We start from the raw sequence: 19,282 nt of genomic DNA, 5'->3' as shown, positions 1-19,282 counted from the left end.
ACGAAGTCTTTGTGTCGCAACGTGGCAGAACTAAAGAAGCGGCGGAGTCTTTGCTCGTTTGAAGCCGTCTCAACCGCGTTTGAGATCGCCGCCGCAATGGCTGGTAGTCTCACTTTACCACATTAACAAAGGGCGCTCAAAATATCGGTAAAGGTCTTTAATGTCGAAAGGTGAAGCAGGAGCTTGACGCCAAAAATTAATTGACGTATTTTGTCGGAGAAGGATTGCTATATCTTGGTAGTTTTTGTTTAAACCTAAAAACTACTTTAGATATCCCAGTAATCTTTTTTATTTGTTTATTTTTATTGAACTTAAATCATTTCTAGAATTGTAGGTGGAAGACCGCCTTTATTAAAACAGGCAGAGACATGAAGAGAATATTTCTAATAATTATACTGACAACATTTTGCTTGAAGACATTGGGGCAAAGTACGGACCGACTTTATACCATTAAGGACAACAACTTATATAGCTACATTGACAAAACAGGAAAAACAATAATAAAACCGCAGTTCTTATCAGCAGGGGAATTTTCAGAAGGTCTTGCTCCTGTTAGACTGAATGGAACTTATGGATATATTAACACCAAGGGAAAATTCATCATTTCGCCCAAGTTTGATTTAGGATTGTCTTTGTATAACGGGCTTGCAAAAGTTTTTATTGACGGAAAACCTTTTTTTATTAACAAAAAGGGAAGTATTTTTTTTAACTATAACTACAAAAAAATTTCATAATTTATTAGTAACTCATTTGGGATAATTGTTACACAAACAGGCAAATGCGGAGTAATTAATAAGGCAGGAAAGTTGGTAGTAGATACACTATTCAAACAAATGACTGCTTTCAATAATGGTATTTCTGTTGTAACAGGCTTAAATCACAACTCCGATTCAAATGACAGCATTGAGAAAGGTGTTTATGAAAAAGGCGTAATAGATACATTTGGAAAATGGAGAGTTCAATATGGGAAATACAAAGATATTGGAGAGTTTAATAATGGCTATGCACGCGTTAAATTAATTGTTGAAAACCAGAAAGGATATTATGACTACGAAGGAATAATAGATGACATGGGGAAGTATAAATTTACTATCCCGTCAAAAAAATGGAAACTCGACTACGGTAATGATAATTTTCATCAAGATATTGCGATTATTGAAATATATTCTGTTGATCCTGATACTGTTAAGCTATGGTCTCCAAAGAATCGTTATGATTATAAGGGAGCAATCAATACAAAAGGAGAAATAATATTTTCAAACACCGATTGGGACGAACTTACGCCTTTCTCTTTCAATAGAGCATTTGCAATCATAAGAAGCACAAAACCACCACTAACCAGAAAAATAAATTATGACAAATGACTATTTGGATAGCGCAAGAAAACAATTTGCGTATTACAAAATGCTTGGGGACCAAACGTTTTCGCAAGTGCAAGACGATAAATTGTTTTGGCAATACAATGACGAAAGCAACAGTATTTCGACAATCGTAAAACACCTTTGGGGCAATATGCTTTCACGTTGGACAGACTTTTTGACTTCGGACGGAGAAAAAGATTTTCGGGATAGAGACGCTGAATTTGAAAACGACATACAAAGCAGAGAAGAGCTTTTAGACAAATGGAACGAGGGTTGGACTTGCCTTTTCAACACAATCAACTCATTAACGGCAGACGATCTTGACAAAATTATTTACATACGTAATCAAGGACATACTGTAATTGAGGCTATTAACCGACAACTTGCACATTATCCATATCATATTGGGCAAATTGTATTTTTAGGGAAGATGCTTGCTGAAAACGGTTGGGCTTCGCTGTCAATTCCAAAAGGAAATTCTCAGCTATTCAACAAAGATAAATTCTCAAAACCAAAACAACGAGAACACTTTACCGACGAATTTATAAATGATAAAAAATAGCCTAAAATCGAACCGCCAATACGGATTCTGTGTCTGCTGGGGTGGTACGGCAAGCAAACTCGGTAGGCCGCACGTAAAGTTGAAACTCTGTGTTTTATTTCCTCCAGTTCAGTGTAGGCAGCTCGGAAGTGAAAATGAGCGAAACTAAGCCAGCTGTACAGGATTTTTTTGCTCTGCCCCATCCTCAAAGACAGGCCATAACAGTAAAGTCAAACATAAAGACAATGAACAAAGTAGCGCTTATTACAGGAGTAAGCCGAGAAATGGGACTTGGGTACGAGACTGCACGGCAATTAAAAGAACTTGGATTTAAGGTTCTTATTGCAGCAAGAGACCTACACAAGGTATCTGAATTGGCTGAAAAGATTGATGTTTCTGCACGGCAATTAGACATTACAAACGACCAATCAGTAAATCAATTGGCAAAAGATGTTGAAACTGAATTTGGTAAATTGGATGTACTGATTAATAACGCAGCGGCATACTTTGACCAAGGCAGACAAGCATTAAATGCCGATATATTGTTTATCAAAGAGGCAATTGATACCAATCTTTTGGGTGCTTGGCGAATGATAAAAGCGTTTCAGTGGCTCCTACAAAAGTCGGACAGTGGAAGAGTCGTAAATGTTTCAAGCGGTGCGGGTTCATTTACCGACCCCATATTCGGTTTAGAGAATCATCAGGGTAATACACCTGTATATGCCATTACCAAACTTGCTTTGAACGGCCTGACCGTCAAGTTGGCAAGAGAATTGAAAGACACAAAAGTAACGGTCAATTCAGTTTGCCCTGGTTTTGTCGCCACTTATCTAGGAACAGAACAATGGGGAGCGAGACCAGTTTCAGAAGGAGCACAAGGAATTGTATGGGCTGCAACTTTGCCAGACCCTTCACCGACAGGTAAGTTTTTTAGAGACGGGGTACAGGTCAGTTGGTAATGGACATTAAAAACAGCATACAGTTTTTTACGCGAAAGCACAAGTTTTCGTTTGTTATAAAACATGTAAAAACAATTCTTTAATTTGTTATTAGATTGTTCTTGGGAAGATTTTTGTTATTCATTGTTTATCTCTGACCTATGACGATGCACTCAAATATGATTGGGGTAAGTGGTATGTCGAACATGTCGGAGAAAACGTCTTCGTTTGTGCCTTTGTTTTCGGTTGTTTTTTTATCACAAGACCGTATTTATAGGATTAAAAAAGCCCGTCTCATCCCCTCAACATCCACCAGCCATACCAAAGGACAAGTGTTGGGATCAGTGAGATACTCAGCCATTGGAGAAAGGGTTTAAGCGGTGGGGGGAAATCTGGAATGGGGGCAAATCGCCGGATCCGGAGCAAGCGATCGAAGGCAAACCAAGTTAGCAAATGATTGATGGGACAAATAGGGCACAGAACAGGCATGTTCGCCAACAAACCCAAAAAAAGCAAGGTAAATGGCACAGCAGCCAAAAAACCCAATGCCAGTACATTGTATGCCCACCGACGATAGACCAGTCCCAGCTTAGGAAAAAGCGCAAACCAGACCGTTACCCATACAAAAAAACCAAACCCCAAATACGCATTGGGTAGTCCAAAATACCGTGCCTCGGCAGATTGGAGTACCTTGTCGCAATCTACCCGTGCCGACAATGAGCAAAAACCTGTTCCGGGAGTTGCCAGACCCGCCTCTAAAGCCGTAAAGCGCCACGTAAGCCAACCCGTGTTCAGGAGGATCAAGAACATCAGCATCCAAAATACCCGTTCGGCCCAGTAGTAAATGGGAGCTAAGGGTTTTGTCTGGGCAGTCAGCGGCATATCCATTGGTTTAGTACACCTTCCATTCGGATAGGGCAGGAAGTTGGGTTCCATCAGGTTCCACTTCCAAGCGAATTTGTTGGGTTCGGGCGGTTTCTAAGATCACCTTGTTCCATCCCTTCTGGACGCCCCATCTCTCGGAGGGGTTCCAGATTCGGTGCCAGCGTCCCTCATACATCGCGAAAACCGACCATGATTTGGGCGGGGTATCCCAAAATACCTCCACCTGCGAAACCTCCTCTGTAGCGGGAAAGTCGTATTGAACCCATAATTTACCACCGGATGCGTTCCAAACAAAGGGGGTGTTGGTTTTTCCATCCCGTAACACTTCGGCATTTCCGCCACCAGAGGTTTTAAGGAGGCTTTGTGTAGGAAGTGGAGGCGAGAAGACCGCTGTGGCAGGTCCCGAAGAGTGGGGTATCCAGACAGCCATCTCGGTTCTGCCTCGGTGAGACCAAGCAAAGTATGGAATTGCCTTAAAGTTAACTTTTCGGACCTTGATGTTGTTGTGAACATCCTTATAAACAGCCTGGGCTTGTCCAACCAAGGTTCCAATACCTTTGAATAGGTTTGCATCGTATTGAAACTTCAGCTTGTGGGTATCTGGTACATACAAATGGTGTACCCGCCCGTCCGGATAATCCGCTCCTTCGATAGCAAAAACAATGGGGCCATGTTGTAATGCCATTCGGTCCTTATTTTGAATTACTTTTTCGTGTGCGCTCACCCGCCGAACCGTCATAGGCAAAGACCATTCCAGCACATCATCTTGCTTCCACATTCTACGGATGACAGCATACCCATGCTCGGATGTAAAAGGTTGTATTTGACCATTGATTTTGAGGTGTGGTGTAGCTGTTGGGGGTTCCATAAAGCGATATAGGTCGCTGGGCAATACTCGATCTCCCACCCAGCCGGGAATCCGGAGGCGGAAAGTGGCCTGACCTGACCCGGATTGTACCGTGAGGCGAATGCGGCCATTCCAAGGATATTGCGTTTCTTGTTTCAGGCGGAAAGCATGGTTATTCACAACCAAATCTGCGGTGCTGGTCGCAAACAGGTTCACATAAAGGTCTTCACCCCGTATCCCATACATCAAACCGGGCACTTGAGGGAGAAACCGCGCCACATTTGGGGGGCAACAGGCACAAATAAACCATCTGGAACGGGCGTGTTGGCCTTTAGAAGCCAATGGATTGTCATAAAAAAACACATTTCCAGATAAACCAACGCCAGATAAAAAGGCATTGTAGAGGATGCGCTCCATCACATCGGCATATCGAGCATTGCCCGTTTTCAGGAACAGCCGATGATTCCAGAAGGCATTGCCAATTGAAGAACAGGTTTCGGAATAGGCTGTCATATTGGGTAGGTCGTAGTTGTCCGTAAATCCTTCACCAAAACCCACCGACCCAATACCTCCGGTAAGGTACATTTTTTTACTGGTGACATTGTTCCATAAGTGTAGGCTGGTGGTTTCGTATGCCCGATCGCCCGTTAATGCAGCGACATCCATGATGCCCATGTTCATATAGACAAATCGGACAGCATGGCCCACGGCTTCGGTTTGTTGTTTGATGGGGGCGTGGTCCTGTGCATAAAAATCCCAAAGTTTATTCCGGTCCCCCAACTGGCCTCTGGCGTCCAAAAAGAATTTGGCGGTTTTCAGGTAATGTGCATCTTGGGTGGTGCGATACATTTTTGCGAGGGCCAATTCCACTTCCTGATGTCCGGGGGGCATATGCAAACGATCAGGCCCAAACGTGCGGGCAACAAGATCTGCATTTTTTAGGGCAATCCGCATGAGCCGATCGCTTCCCGTTGCCTCTTGATGGGCAATGCCCGCCTCGTATAAGTGTCCAGCACAATATAACTCGTGGCTGCCTTCTAATTTTTCCCATTTGCTGAGGCCCGCCCAGGCTTCGAGTCGGGCTGCACGATTGGTGCGGGGGGTGTATAAATACCCATCCTCTTCTTGCGCACGGTCTATCTGGCCGATAAGCCCTGCCACACGTTTGACAAGGGCCGTATCTGGGTGAGTTTTTAGGCTGTAGGCTGCTGCTTCAATGTTTTTGTAGGCATCGGAGTCGTAAAACGGGTAGATCCCCCTATGCACGCCCGTATCGGCCTTTGCAGCAAGCCGGAAATTGTGCAACGTGCCTTGTGTTTCCATCTGGTCAAAGTTATGTGGAATGGTGATCCGACGGTTGGTTTCTAAACGGGGCCGCCAAAATTCATCTTCCAGAACCACCCGATGATATGGGACAGCTACAATGGGGTAATCATCAGGAACAGGCGCGTGCTGACAAGCACATAGGCTACAGAGCGACAGCAGGAGGAAATAAGATTTTATGGACATAACTTCTTGGGGTTTGATTGAAGTTAATGCAAAGACACATGAATCACCAACCCCTCTCACAAAATGTGATCGGTGTAAGGTGATCCCTCAATATTAATCTCCAATAAATAACCTTATTTAGGCTTGAATAAAATTATTGTACTTTTGATTGGAAAAAAGAACGCATAAATTTATTAATGATCCGTAAAGAAATCAGATAATTGAAAAAAAAACAGGATTTGGGTTGTTTATGATCAGTCTATATGCTTATATTCTCCGCACTTATTCGATTTTGGCTTATTCACTGTCAATATAAGCCAGTTTTCTAACCTCATATAAATTCTTAAAAACATGCTTAGCACTAAAGGAATTGTAGGCATTGCCTCCCTTGAAGATCTCAAAAACCAGACTGATCTTATTGTAAAAGAAGTGGTCAATTCAAACGATGCCGTTTTAGTAGATGATGCAGGTGTTGTGGTGATTAGCCGCCAGGCCTATAACAAGTTGATTGGCGCCAAAAAAGTGAGCACAGGCCGTCGTGGTCGTCCGCGTAAAAATGCCGATGTAGCCGAAGGTTAATTGGTCCCAATGCTAAATGCAAAAGAGCGGGTTTGTTTCTCCAAATCCGCTCTTTGTTTTTAGCGACCCTTGTGCTTAAATGCCCATTAAGCGCTTGATTTGCTCAATACGTTGCAGGATTTCTTCGCGCTTCATGCTTCGGTATTTTTCGGGTAATAATTGTTTGCTGGTACATTCCATCACCGCCGCCAAATTCTGTAGTTCCACCTCCATTGGATACGTAGGAGGGATAAAATCATCAATCGTTTCTTGCAGGATTTCTTTCGTTATTTTGGCATCTGCTGCTTTCTCGGAACGGGAAACAGCGCGAAATTTTGCACGCGTAAAAATGGCCTCCATATCGGCGCCAGAAAAGGTGGCGTCTCCATTTAGGAACGTTTCGGGGACTTCCTCCATCGAAAGGGCCGTCTTGGTCTTCTTCATGGTTACGGTCAGTAATTCTTCCCGATCTTCGCGTGTAGAGGGGTAAAACAGGGCCAAGTGTTCCTCGGCACGGCCTTGCCGCTTTAAGTCAATAGGCATTAGGTCTGGACGAGCGGTTAGGAGGAACCAGAGGATTTTTCCCCGGTTCTTGGAGTTGCTCATAAAACTCGCAATTTGGCCAAAAACACGGTTAGAAACCCCAGAATCACCTTGGTTGTTACGGTCGCCAAGCATAGCATCGGCTTCATCAATCATCACGGCAACAGGGGTCATGGCTTGCAAGAGTGCCAAAATCCGCTCTAAGTTGGCTTCGGTTTGGCCCTGCCATTGTGACCGGAAGTTCTTCAGCTTCACCATTGGCACGCCAATTTCTCCGGCAAAACAAGTGATGATAAAGGTTTTTCCTGTGCCTACTGGTCCATTGACCAAATACCCCATCGGCATGACATCCGGACGACCACTTTTAAGGGCAATGGCTGCCTCGCGCAAATGTTTTTTAACCTCGCGGTGTCCGGCAACCATGTCTAAATTATAATCTGTTTCGACAAACTCAAGCATGCCAAATGCTTCTGCTTCGATGAGTTCTTTTTTCCGGTTGATCAAAAAATCAAAGGTGAGCGGATGTTGGTTTTCAAGGACATCGGCCAAAATGGTGCGGAGTTGGATGTAATTGAGGCCCGCCGTATTTTGTGCCAAGGTTTCGGGGGTTACTTCCGATAGTTTCTTGAAGTCCGCAGTTCTTTTTCCGATATACCATTTAATAAAGGTATGACGCTGCGGTTCTTCAGGAATCTGAATTTTTATTTCTGCTGTATAAGGACTTTGTACCAACTGTTGGTTGAGTGCAGTCAGACTTTCCGCAACCAAACAAAGGGTAAAATCACGGTTTAGAAAGAGCGGATCGTGTGCCCAACGTTGCAAAAAGACCAAGGCATTCCGGTCTTCCGTAGAAAGGCTACCTGCTTCCGACATTGGAATAAGCGTCTCGGCATAATCCATAATGACGGCCACTCTTTTCCCATCTGCTAATCGAAGCCGGAAATAATTTTCTAACACAGCAAAAACACGTACCGGATCCTTTGGGACTTTTTGCGCGTAATCGGTTCCAAAAATGGTATCATAACCAGATAATGCGCGGTTAAAATCCTTCTGGGATTCTGCATTCCCAAACTGAATTCCAGCAGAACGGTCATAAAACAGGATGATATCACGTCCTGCAAAAAGATCCTGAATTAAAAATTCCCGTAACGATATATAGGTAGGATTGTCGTTATCATCCAATGATGGAACCAAGTTCCGGACATTCCCATAGAGAATAAATTGATTCAGGGTTTTGGTAAAATACTTTCGGGCCAATTCCTTTGCCCATTCGGGGTAATAGGCGATGTATTGTTCCACTGCTGCAAAGCCCGTTGGAGCGCTTTTTTTTGCCATGATTTCTTGGTCGTTAAGGGTTTGATAAGTCAATAAAACAGAATGCTTGGACGGGATGACCGATAGACGGTTTCATTTGTTCCTACTTTTTTAGGCGTCTGTTGTATCCAGCACTTGCAAACTACTACACGAACGGGCTATTATCAAATCTGGTTCTCGTAAATTGGGGTTTTCTTACGCTCCAGTATCTTTTAAATAAATGCTACATTCTGAAAAAATTAATCGGCTTCGGGTACTCCCCCATCTGTTAGAAAACGCACTTTATGGCCTTGAAGACGCACAACTTGATACGCCCTATCGGCCACTGGGCTGGACTATCCGGCAGGTAGTACACCATTTGGCGGATTCGCACATGAATGCTTATATCCGCTGCAAGCTGACCCTTACCGAGGAAAACCCAACCATTCGTCCTTATAACCAAAATGCATGGGCTGAACTTCCGGACGGTCGAACAGCTCCAATAGACCACTCGTTGGCCATCCTTCGCGCCTTACATGCCCGATGGGCAGACGCCCTGACAGCCGTAACCGAGGCAGATTGGAAACGCCCTGTTTTTCATCCGGACAATGGCCCCTCATTTCTAGAAGAACTCTTGGATTCCTATGTCGCGCATGGAGAAATCCATGTCGCGCAAATTACAGGACTCCGCCAACGCATGAACTGGATTTAATAAACTCAGCCTTTTTGAAGTATGAACCATTACCGATTTTTAGCGATTACACTGGCCTTTGGGTGCCTTTATATGTTTTTTGCTACTGAAATTCTGGCCCAGAAAAGTAAACCCGGTCAGTTTGATTATTACCTCCTTGCCCTTTCTTGGTCGCCCACTTATTGCGCCGAGAAAGGACAGAATGACCCGCAGCAATGCGGTATTGGTAAACAATTAGGGTTTGTCCTGCATGGTCTTTGGCCGCAAAACACCAAAGGATGGCCGCAAAATTGTACCCAAGAAGCATTAAAAGACCGTACATTAGCCCTGTTTCCCGACCTCTTTCCGAGCGAAAAACTGGCACGCCACGAATGGAAAAAGCACGGGACTTGCTCTGGCCTTTCGCAACAGGGATACCTGAATCTTTCCAAAAAACTTAAAGACGGCCTCCGGATTCCGGCGGCTTATCAACGGCCTTCCCAGCCATTTAGGACCACCACCGATGCCCTGAAACAAGCCTTTGTACGAGAAAATACCACCCTTAAAGCAGATGGTCTGGCCCCGATTTGTTCCGGTGGTGGAAGGTTTTTTCAAGAACTCCGGGTTTGTTTTAATAAAAATGGCTTCCCCACAGGGTGTTCGGATGAGGTATTACGGGTTTCCAAACGATCTTGTGGGCAACCGGATTTTTTGGTGCGCAGTGTGCGATGACAAAAGAGAAAATGATATGGAAGCATTACCCTATGAACTTTGGATGGATACGGGTGGAACATTTACAGACTGTCTGGCACGGCTGCCAAACGGAAAGGTCCGTTCGTTCAAAATCCTGAGTAATGGGGCATTGCGTGGACGCATTAACCGCTGGGAAGACAGGAGAACGCTGTACTTCGAGGCCCAGTGGCCCATCCAAGTATCCATTTTTGACGGTTATGCTTTTCGGATTTTGCCTGATAGTCCTCCCCTTTTCGTGGAAACGGTGGATGTTTCGGCCCGGCGAATTGTCCTACAAAGCCCTTCTCCAGCCTTAGACTTGGGTACCTTTGAACTAACCGCGTTCGAGGAACCTCCGATCTTAGCTGCACGCTTGGTCACACAAACGTCATTAGGCACAGCCTTTCCGCCCATTACACTAAAATTAGGCTCTACACGGGGCACAAATGCGCTCTTGGAACGAAAGGGCGCACGGGTAGCGTTGCTCATTACACAGGGATTTCGGGATTTACCGCTCATCGGAACACAAGCCCGGCCTGAACTGTTTGCACTCGAAATCCGTAAACCACTACCACTGTACGAGGGCGTATTCGAGGTGCCAGAAAGGCTTGCAGCGGATGGAAGTGTTTTGAAGAATCTGTCTGAACAAACTGTTCAGACATTGGTAAAAGCGGTCCAGCAAGGCAACTTTGATTCTATCGCTATTGCCCTACTTCATAGCTACCAAAACCCCATACACGAACAGCTTTTAGAAGCAGCTTTTCGGGAAGCAGGCTTCCGCTTTGTATCGGTCTCATCAGCCCTTGCGCCCCACATAAAACTATTGTTTAGAACCGAAACTACACTCATAAATGCCTATTTAGATCCTATCATACAGACGTATTTATCAGGAATTTCGAGTAAACTTTCTTGTGATATTATACCCAACTTTAGGGTGATGACCAGTGCCGGACATTTGGTCCGATCGGATTTATTTGCTGCAAAAGATAGCCTCCTTTCTGGGCCAGCCGGCGGGGTCATCGGTTCTGCCCGTATTGCTCGGCTTTGCGGCGAAAACCGCATCCTCACCTTCGACATGGGGGGCACCAGTACCGATGTTTCGCGCTACGACAATGGGTTTGATTATCGGATGGAAACCCAAATTGGAGAGGTACGATTACTTTCTCCTTCACTCGCCATCGAAACTGTGGCTGCGGGAGGTGGGTCCGTCTGTGGGTTTGATGGGTTCAGGCTGACGGTGGGGCCAGAAAGTGCCGGGGCATACCCAGGCCCGGCCTGTTATGGAGCGGGTGGTCCATTAACGATAACGGATGTAAACCTTCTTTCAGGGCGATTAGATGTACCCTCCTTTGGTCTGCCCATTGAAACGGTAACCGCAAAGAACCGCCTTGCGGAAATCCGGCAGCGTATCCATGAAAACACCGGGAAAAACTTTTCGGAAACAGCCGTACTTGCGGGTTTTATCCAGATTGCAAACGAAAAAATGGCTGATGCCATCCGTAAAATTTCGTTGTCAAAAGGGGTAAACCCGGCAAGATATAGCCTTCTCGGCTTTGGAGGAGCGGGTGGACAGCATGTATGTGCATTGGCCGATACACTGGGGATCCAAAAAATTCTTATCCCCTATCAAGCAGGGTTACTCAGTGCTTATGGTATTGGACATGCGGCCATCGAACGGTTTGCGCACCAAGAAGTACTTACGAAACTGCCTTCCATCCCACGCCTACGCCAATACTTCCGGCAATTGGGAACACAGGTTCGGGCACAATTATCCGAAGAGGGTATTCCCGAAGCCGCACAAGAAATCGTTGCACAAACCGTGCAACTTCGGCTTTCCGGCCAAGAAACTTGGATCGAGGTGCCCATGCAGGAAAATCGGCGTGAATTAATCCGTGTATTCAAGCGTGCTTATGAACGTATGTATGGCCATTGGATTGCTGGTCGTGCCATTGAGTGTGTTTCCGTACAAACGAGGGGTCGTAACCGCGTTCCACCCGAAACCTTGACAGAGACAACACCCCCCTATGTTCCGCCTGCCCTCCGAAGTACCTTCTTTTTGGTACAAAAGACGTGGTTTGCTGCTAAGGTTTACCAGTGGGAAGACCTAAGTTCCGGTGCAACATTCAATGGCCCGGCGCTTCTGGCAAGTCAAAATGCAACCGTGGTACTGGAACCGGGCTGGCAACTTTCTATCAATGCCCGGAATGTGGCGGTGATTGCCCGCTGTTGAGGCGTATTAGCAATTCATGTTGAAATGGGCCAGTCCCGTTTTCATCGTCGTCCTCATTTAAGCGTCTTGGAGTCCCTTACGCGAAAGGTGGTCTATCTTTGGCAAAGGAAATGAAAACGTTTTTCCAAAAAACAATACACAAATCCGGTTATTTTATTGCCGCTTTCGCCAAGAATCCTTTATCGGCTTGGTCAGGTACGATATAATTTAACGGATTACAAAACTTGATACCAAAACCGTTGTTATGATTTCTTCCTTAGCCGCGCTGGAGTCGCAAATTCAGGCAGAAGACCTGCACGATGCTGCCTCGGTAGAAGCCTTTCGTATTAAGTACCTAGGCCGTAAAAATGGCCTTCTCACCGATTTGTTTGGCCAGATCGGGAAGATTGCCCCGGAGGAACGCAAGACCTATGGAGCTGCTGTCAATACCTTAAAACAACAAGTGGAGGCCCGTCTTGCAGCGGCGCAGGCGCTTGTGGAGGCTGCACAGAAACAGGCGGTGGCCCAGACTATAGACCTTACACTACCAGGGCGGATGCAACCCGTTGGAGGGCTACATCCCATTCGCCAAACAATGGAAGAGATTAAGCGGATTTTTCTCAGCTTTGGATTTGGGGTAGCCGAGGGGCCAGAGATCGAGGAAGACTGGTACAATTTTTCCGCGCTTAACTTTCCGCCCGATCATCCCGCCCGCGATATGCAGGATACGTTCTTCGTGGAGTCGCCCAATAATGAAAATGGTGGCGTAGTACTGCGTACCCATACTTCGCCAGTACAAGTGCGTACCATGCAGAGCACCCATCCGCCCATCCGCATCATCGCTCCGGGGCGTGTGTATCGGAACGAGACCATTACCTATAAATCGTATTGCCTTTTTCATCAAGTAGAGGGGCTTTATGTGGATCAACAGGTGACCTTTGCAGACCTGAAACAAGTCCTCCGGATGTTTGCCGAAGCAGCCTTTGGCGCGGGAGTGAAAATGCGGTTTCGTCCCAGTTTCTTCCCTTTTACCGAGCCAAGTGCCGAGGTGGACATTTGGTGGCAGAACGAAGATGGCTCTGGACGTTGGTTGGAAATTCTGGGGTGTGGCATGGTGGATCCGAACGTCTTAGAAAACTGCGGGATAGATTCCGAAAAATACACAGGTTATGCCTTTGGCATGGGGGTGGAGCGCATCGCAATGTTGCGGCATGGTATTACCGACATCCGCGTGTTGTACGAAAATGACTTGCGGTTCTTAGAACAATTCTAAGTACCTTATTATGGTCTTTCGGATTTTTTAAAAAATAATTACGTTATTATAGAACATGAACATCTCGCATAATTGGCTTAAGGATTACATTTTGCATGATCTTACGCCGAAGGAAGTAGCCGATACCCTCACCATGCTGGGGCTGGAAGAAGAAGAATCATGGACGGTGGGTAATACGTTTCCCGGACTAATAGTGGGTTATGTCCTGACCCGCGAACAACACCCCAATGCCGATAAACTCTCGGTGTGTCATGTGGACTTGGACGGCAGCGGAAAGGGGGTTAAAATTGTTTGTGGTGCGCCCAATGTGGCTGCCGGACAAAAAGTGGTGGTGGCAACGATCGGAACAAAATTGATGCTGCCGACCGATAAGCACAATCCCGATGCGCCAAAAGCCGAGTTAACCATCAAAAAAGGGAAAATCCGGGGCGAAGAATCTAATGGCATGATTTGTTCGGAGATGGAACTGGGACTCTCGGATGACCATAGTGGGATCATGGTCTTGACACAAACGGCGGTGACAGGCCAAACCTTTGCAACCTACCTAGACCAGCAAGGTACTTCCGAGAGCGACACGGTGACGGATGTGAACATCACTCCGAATCGTCCGGATGCCATCAGCTATCTGGGGATTGCCCGTGATCTTAGTGCTGTGACGGGTATCCCAGTACAACTGCCTGCTGTGGATCTGCCAGAACATGGCGGTGAAGCGGCCCATAAATTCACGGTAGAGATCGAATGCCCCGATGTCTGTCATCGGTATGTGGGTATGTTGATTGAGGGGGTAAAGGTTGGTCCCTCACCCAAGTGGGTGCAGCAACGCCTCGAAGCCATCGGGCTCCGTCCACGGAACAATATAGTGGATATAACCAACTATGTGATGTATGAATGTGGGCAACCGCTACACGCCTTCGATTTTGATCAAATTGCGGGACATAAAATTGTGGTGCGCCAATCCGAAGGTGAGTTGCCTTTTACCACCTTAGACAGCAAGCCACGCATCTTGCCCAAGGGCACAATAATGATATGCGATGGCGTGCGCGAGGTTGCGATAGGGGGGATTATGGGCGGCGAAAACTCGGAAGTAACAGACGCTACAGTAAATGTCTTGTTGGAATCGGCTTGGTTCGATCCAACAGCGATACGCAAAGCAGCGAAGAATATTCGTGAAGCGGGGAAAGAAGAAGGACGCCTTTCTACGGATGCGTCTTATCGTTTTGAGCGGGGCGTAGATCCCAACGGACAAGTGTGGGCGGCGGCAAGGGCGGCGGCACTCATCGCCGAACTCTCTGGTGGACAAGTGGTTCCCGGTATGGTGGATGCAAACCCCATTCCGGACATTCCTTTGGTACTCACCCTGCGTCCAACGCGGGCGCGGGCAGTTATTGGTGCCGATATTCCAGATGAAGAAATGAGCCGCCTGTTAACGGCCATCGGGTTTAAAGTCTCGGTATTACCTGAAGGGTTTGCATGTTCTGTGCCCACTTTCCGTCCAGACGTAGGGCGGGAAATAGACATCATCGAAGAAATTGCACGGCTCTATGGCTACGACAACATTCCCTTGCCTACACACTCGGCCACGCCAAACCAGCCGCCAGCCGCCAATCCAACCGACGACTTGCGGCGTTCGTTGCTCCAGTTTGGTATGGGCATGGGTTTCCGGGAAATGTACACCAATAGCATGGTGAAAGCGGAATGGGCCCAGTTTTTTGCCGAGGAAACGGGGATCGTGGAAACCCTAAATCCTATTTCGAGCGAGATGGGCGCCCTCCGGCCTAACTTGCTGCTCTCTGCACTTCCTGTAGTGGTGCATAACCTAAATCACGGGCGCAAAAGCCTTCGCCTGATGGAGGTTAGTGCCGTATATCGTCGTTCAGAAAGCCCACGTGTACCCGTAAAAGGCTACGATGAATATGAAGAGGCTTTATTTATTATGACGGGCACAGTGAATGCAGCCGGATGGAATGTGCGTGAAGAAAAAGTGACCATTTTTGACGTTAAAGGTGTTGCCGAGTCGCTCATCCGGCGTTATGGCTTAGTACAGCAGGTTCAGTTTGTTCCGGAAAATGAACCCTCTGCACTAACATCATACCAAATAAAAATCCAATCCGGGCATCAAGTACTGGGGGTTGTGGCTCGCCTTGCCGATGAAACGGCCAAACATTTCGATGTTAAGCAAGAAGTCTTTTTCGCCTCCTTGAATTGGACAGCCTTATCCAAATTAATTGGGATAAAAAACAGACGCGCATATCAGGAAATTAGCCGCTACCCGATTGTGGAGCGCGATTTGGCCGTTACGGTCTCCAAAAACGAAGCAGCCGGCGCATTACTCGAAACCATCCGCCGAACGGGTGGAAAGCTCCTTCAAGAAGTCCGTGTGTTTGACCTCTATGAGGGCGATAAAATTGCACCAGATACCAAAAGCATCGCATTTTCCCTGCGTCTTGGTGCTCCCGACCGGACGTTGGTGGATAAAGAAGTGGAAACCCTGGTTGCTCGTATTGTTAAACAACTGGCAGATCGTCATCAGGCGGTTCTGCGTACCTAAACCCATGAAAGATAGTGAGCTTGGTTAATCCCTAAACGAAGGCTTATATTATTGTTTTTATTGTCAAATTTCTTTCATCAGCCAATTATTCAATGGCCCAGAACCGACCACATCATCATCGCCATCGGCCTAACGACCGCAACCGTAACCGAGACCGAGACAAGGAACGCACGATTGCTGTTTCCGAAAATCCAGAGGCCTCATCCCCCACGCAAAAACCGACGTTATTGCCTTCCTCGACTGCACCTGCGGTTCTGCAAAGTACAGCAAGCCTCGAACAACTGCGGATCAATCTGCAATTGGCCGTTCTGGAAATGGAAAAACTGCGTGCAGAAAACGTCACATTGTCTGAACGAATCCGAACTTTGGGAAATGAAATACCCCAAAGCCGTCTCTCGCTACCAGCTCTTTTGGAAGAAGAATCTTCTTTCGTAAAAGATAGAATCGAACTTTTTGTAGGGGCATTGGATGCTTATGTGGCCTCCGAGTCCGAAATCCCACCTCCTCCTGACGTGAATGGCTCATGAATCAGCGCGAACGGAAGGTTGTGTTTAAAGTCCTCGGACGGGATATCGCTCTTCGTGTACAACACGATCACGAACGGATCATGCACGAAATTGTCGGAATGGTCAATGACCGTTTAGCCCAAGTACGTGCAAATTTGCCAACCGAAACCGATCTGACAACGATGACCCTCGCCTGTATTGCATTGGCCGAGGAACTGTACCATGTACAACTTGCACTGAGCCAAACGGATTTGAAGCCCCAAACCTTGCCCGCACAAGAGCCTATCGCATCCATACCAATGGAGGCCGTCAAAACGCCGCCAACACGTCGCTCTAAACGTCGTACAGAATAATTAGGTGTAAGCCCGTTCATGAATAAACCCTTCGTATGCAAAATCCAACCACACTTCGCAAGCAGTGGATGAACTGGAGCGTATTTTGACACGGTTCTATGTTAATTCCCCCATTCGTCATGCAAACTGTTGACCTTCAAATGGCCCTCGATCATGGCCTTACCGAAGCCGAATATGGCTGGATTTTGGAAAAATTGGGCCGTATTCCCACCATTGTGGAACTGGGCATTTATTCCGTCATGTGGAGCGAGCATTGTTCGTATAAAAACTCCATTAAAGTGCTGAAAACCCTTCCCCGCAACGGAGAAGCCTTGCTGGTGGGTGCGGGTGAGGAAAATGCTGGATTGGTAGATGTGGGCGATGGGCTTGCGGTGGCTTTCAAAATTGAGTCGCATAACCACCCTTCTGCGGTGGAGCCGTATCAAGGGGCTGCAACAGGGGTAGGCGGGATTCAACGCGATATTTTTACAATGGGCGCACGCCCTCTTGCGTCGCTTAATTCACTTCGCTTTGGAGACCCCCGTAAGGCCAAAGTTCGTTGGTTACTAAATGGTGTGGTGCGCGGTATTGCGGGCTATGGCAATGCCTTTGGTGTACCTACGGTTGCAGGTGAAATATATTTTGATCCAGCCTACGAAGGCAACCCTTTGGTCAATGCGATGAGTGTAGGCGTGGTAAAAGTAGGAGAAACGGCCTCTGCAATTGCCAAAGGAGAAGGAAATCCAGTCTATATTGTCGGGGCATCTACCGGAAGAGATGGCATACATGGTGCAACCTTTGCCTCAGAAGAAATCAGTGAAGCCAGCGAAGCCAAACGGCCCAGTGTGCAAGTAGGCGATCCGTTCACCGAGAAGTTATTGCTTGAAGCCACCTTAGAGGCCATCAAAAGTGGTGCATTGGTGGGAATTCAAGACATGGGGGCAGCTGGAATCACGTGTTCAAGTTGCGAAATGAGCGCCAAAGGGGCATCCGGTATGACTTTGCATTTAGAAAAAGTTCCTGTTCGAGAGTCAGGTATGACCCCTTACGAAATTATGCTTTCGGAAAGCCAAGAACGTATGCTCCTGGTCGTACAACAAGGAAGAGAGGCCGAGGTGGAAGCCCTCTTCCAAAAGTGGGACCTCCATGTGGCCCATATCGGACAAGTCACCGACGATCCGCGTGTGAAAATCTATTGGCAGGGAGAATTGGTGGCCGATGTCCCGCCAGACCATCTTTCGCTCGGCGGAGGAGCGCCACAATACGACCGCGAAACCCAAAAACCAGCTTATTTGGCGCAAACCTTGGCTTTTAACAGCCAAGACCTCCCAGATATTCAATCGGATGAAAGTGAATCACTGTTACTGAACATGCTCTCCGCGCCCAATATCGCCTCCAAGCGATGGGTTTGGCAACAATATGACCACCAAGTACGGACCAATACGGTTGTTGGCCCGGGGCCAAGCGATGCCGCAGTGGTTCGCATAAAAGGAACAAAAAAAGCCTTGGTTCTCAAAACCGATTGTAATGGCCGTTATGTATATCTCAATCCCCGAAAAGGTGGCCAAATGGCTGTCGCTGAAGCCGCCCGAAATGTGGTGTGTACTGGTGGAAAACCGCTTGCCATTACAAATTGTCTGAATTATGGCAATCCCTATAAGCCAGAAGTCTATTGGGTTTTTAAGGAGTCCGTCGGTGGAATGGGCGATGCTTGCCGGGCTTTAAATACTCCCGTTACAGGGGGGAATGTCTCCTTTTATAACGAAAATCCGGATAGTGCCGTTTTTCCAACCCCCACAATAGGGATGCTGGGGCTGATTGAAGACGTACATACCCAAACCACAACCCCAACCCTCAAACATGCTGGAGACGTGCTAATGTTGGTGTCGCCTGCACATTGGATACACCGCGATAATATTGATGGTTCGGAGTATTTGGCTTGGGTGCACCAAAAAACCCTGGGGGATGCACCTCATTTTGAGCTAAAAGAGGAAAAAGCAGTCCAAGATGCGGTGTTACAAATGATTCATAAGGGATTGGTGCATAGCGCACATGATGTCTCGGATGGCGGATTGGCCGTATGTGTGGCAGAGATGGTCATTTTTTCTGAGCATTATGGCGCCGATATTCAGCTCGAAAACACCGATCATATCCGTCTGGACGCCTTGCTTTTTGGTGAAGCACAAAGCCGCGTGGTGGTTGCTGTTCCTGCCAAATATGTGCAAGAGATTCGAAAAACCGCAAAAACCAGCGGTGCACAGGCCACCCGAATCGGGACTGTAACCGGGAATTCGTTCCGTCTATTGGTGAATGGTGCGGAAATGTTCGATCTTTATTCCGATGAACTACGACATGCATATGAGAATGCGTTGCCTCATTTGATGGAAGCGACGGCTGTTTAAAGAAAAAAGATCTTTGAACAGGCTATAAAATAAAAGAATACGTAAAGAATGTGGACGTTTGTGGGATTGTATAAATAAAGTCCTTAGCTTATGAAGCTATTTAAGGAAATAAGATATACTGTTTTATAGAACGCACGAGTTGAAAGCTCGTCTCAA

At 46.9% G+C, this 19,282-nt stretch carries 16 protein-coding genes; 13 read left to right on the top strand and 3 right to left on the bottom strand.

Annotated features, from left to right (window positions below; all coding sequences use genetic code 11):
• Positions 1-368 precede the first annotated feature (368 nt).
• The 4 genes from JNN12_14790 to JNN12_14775 all read left to right on the top strand — a co-directional run bounded on the left by JNN12_14790 (position 369) and on the right by JNN12_14775 (position 2,861).
• Entirely contained in the window at positions 369-734 is a 366-nt protein-coding gene (locus JNN12_14790) for a WG repeat-containing protein (GenBank protein MBL7979603.1), read from the top strand.
• Between the two features lie 72 nt (positions 735-806).
• Positions 807-1,364: a WG repeat-containing protein gene (locus JNN12_14785; protein ID MBL7979602.1), complete on the top strand. Its 558-nt coding sequence runs from the start codon at positions 807-809 to the stop codon at positions 1,362-1,364.
• Positions 1,354-1,923 (top strand): DUF1572 domain-containing protein, encoded by a 570-nt coding sequence (locus JNN12_14780; GenBank protein MBL7979601.1) that lies wholly within the window; start codon positions 1,354-1,356, stop codon positions 1,921-1,923. Before JNN12_14785 ends, JNN12_14780 begins: the two co-directional genes overlap by 11 nt.
• Before the next feature lie 224 nt (positions 1,924-2,147).
• Positions 2,148-2,861, top strand: coding sequence for an SDR family NAD(P)-dependent oxidoreductase (locus tag JNN12_14775; protein ID MBL7979600.1), 714 nt, complete (start codon positions 2,148-2,150; stop codon positions 2,859-2,861).
• A 273-nt stretch (positions 2,862-3,134) separates the two neighbouring features.
• On the opposite strand, the gene JNN12_14770 is transcribed toward JNN12_14775, so the two are convergent.
• Both JNN12_14770 and JNN12_14765 read right to left on the bottom strand, forming a co-directional pair.
• On the bottom strand, positions 3,135-3,728 hold the full coding sequence (locus JNN12_14770) for a hypothetical protein (GenBank protein ID MBL7979599.1): 594 nt from the start codon (positions 3,726-3,728) through the stop codon (positions 3,135-3,137).
• 4 nt (positions 3,729-3,732) lie between these two features.
• The gene (locus JNN12_14765; GenBank protein ID MBL7979598.1) at positions 3,733-6,081 is read right to left on the bottom strand and encodes a glycoside hydrolase family 127 protein; all 2,349 of its coding nucleotides are present in this window, start codon (positions 6,079-6,081) and stop codon (positions 3,733-3,735) included.
• A 330-nt stretch (positions 6,082-6,411) separates the two neighbouring features.
• Here JNN12_14765 and JNN12_14760 point away from each other — a divergent pair, with 330 nt between their 5' ends.
• Positions 6,412-6,639 carry a hypothetical protein gene (locus JNN12_14760; protein MBL7979597.1) on the top strand — a complete coding sequence of 76 codons (228 nt, stop codon included), beginning with the start codon at positions 6,412-6,414 and terminating at the stop codon, positions 6,637-6,639.
• Between the two features lie 75 nt (positions 6,640-6,714).
• Here the strand turns inward: JNN12_14760 and JNN12_14755 are convergent, their stop codons facing one another.
• Positions 6,715-8,496, bottom strand: a complete 1,782-nt coding sequence (locus tag JNN12_14755; protein ID MBL7979596.1) for an AAA family ATPase — start codon at positions 8,494-8,496, stop codon at positions 6,715-6,717.
• Positions 8,497-8,695: 199 nt separating this feature from the next.
• Here JNN12_14755 and JNN12_14750 point away from each other — a divergent pair, with 199 nt between their 5' ends.
• The 8 genes from JNN12_14750 (at position 8,696) to purL (ending at position 19,126) form a co-directional block, all read left to right on the top strand.
• Positions 8,696-9,166: a putative metal-dependent hydrolase gene (locus JNN12_14750; protein ID MBL7979595.1), complete on the top strand. Its 471-nt coding sequence runs from the start codon at positions 8,696-8,698 to the stop codon at positions 9,164-9,166.
• 21 nt (positions 9,167-9,187) lie between these two features.
• Complete coding sequence (locus tag JNN12_14745) at positions 9,188-9,856, top strand: hypothetical protein (protein ID MBL7979594.1); 669 nt, start codon at positions 9,188-9,190, stop codon at positions 9,854-9,856.
• 16 nt (positions 9,857-9,872) lie between these two features.
• Complete coding sequence (locus tag JNN12_14740) at positions 9,873-12,086, top strand: hydantoinase/oxoprolinase family protein (GenBank protein ID MBL7979593.1); 2,214 nt, start codon at positions 9,873-9,875, stop codon at positions 12,084-12,086.
• A 244-nt stretch (positions 12,087-12,330) separates the two neighbouring features.
• A complete protein-coding gene (gene pheS, locus JNN12_14735) occupies positions 12,331-13,338 on the top strand; it encodes a phenylalanine--tRNA ligase subunit alpha (protein MBL7979592.1) in 1,008 nt (335 codons plus the stop codon).
• Positions 13,339-13,393: 55 nt separating this feature from the next.
• Positions 13,394-15,886, top strand: coding sequence for a phenylalanine--tRNA ligase subunit beta (locus JNN12_14730; GenBank protein ID MBL7979591.1), 2,493 nt, complete (start codon positions 13,394-13,396; stop codon positions 15,884-15,886).
• A 92-nt stretch (positions 15,887-15,978) separates the two neighbouring features.
• Entirely contained in the window at positions 15,979-16,413 is a 435-nt protein-coding gene (locus JNN12_14725) for a hypothetical protein (protein MBL7979590.1), read from the top strand.
• On the top strand, positions 16,410-16,745 hold the full coding sequence (locus JNN12_14720) for a cell division protein ZapA (GenBank protein ID MBL7979589.1): 336 nt from the start codon (positions 16,410-16,412) through the stop codon (positions 16,743-16,745). Before JNN12_14725 ends, JNN12_14720 begins: the two co-directional genes overlap by 4 nt.
• Positions 16,746-16,843: 98 nt before the next feature.
• Positions 16,844-19,126 carry a phosphoribosylformylglycinamidine synthase subunit PurL gene (gene purL / locus JNN12_14715; GenBank protein ID MBL7979588.1) on the top strand — a complete coding sequence of 761 codons (2,283 nt, stop codon included), beginning with the start codon at positions 16,844-16,846 and terminating at the stop codon, positions 19,124-19,126.
• Positions 19,127-19,282 lie beyond the last annotated feature (156 nt).

The sequence above is a fragment of the Bacteroidetes Order II. bacterium genome (assembly GCA_016788705.1).
In the GTDB taxonomy this organism is placed as follows: domain Bacteria; phylum Bacteroidota; class Rhodothermia; order Rhodothermales; family UBA2364; genus UBA2364.
This window is presented reverse-complemented; position numbering and strand designations above follow the sequence as displayed.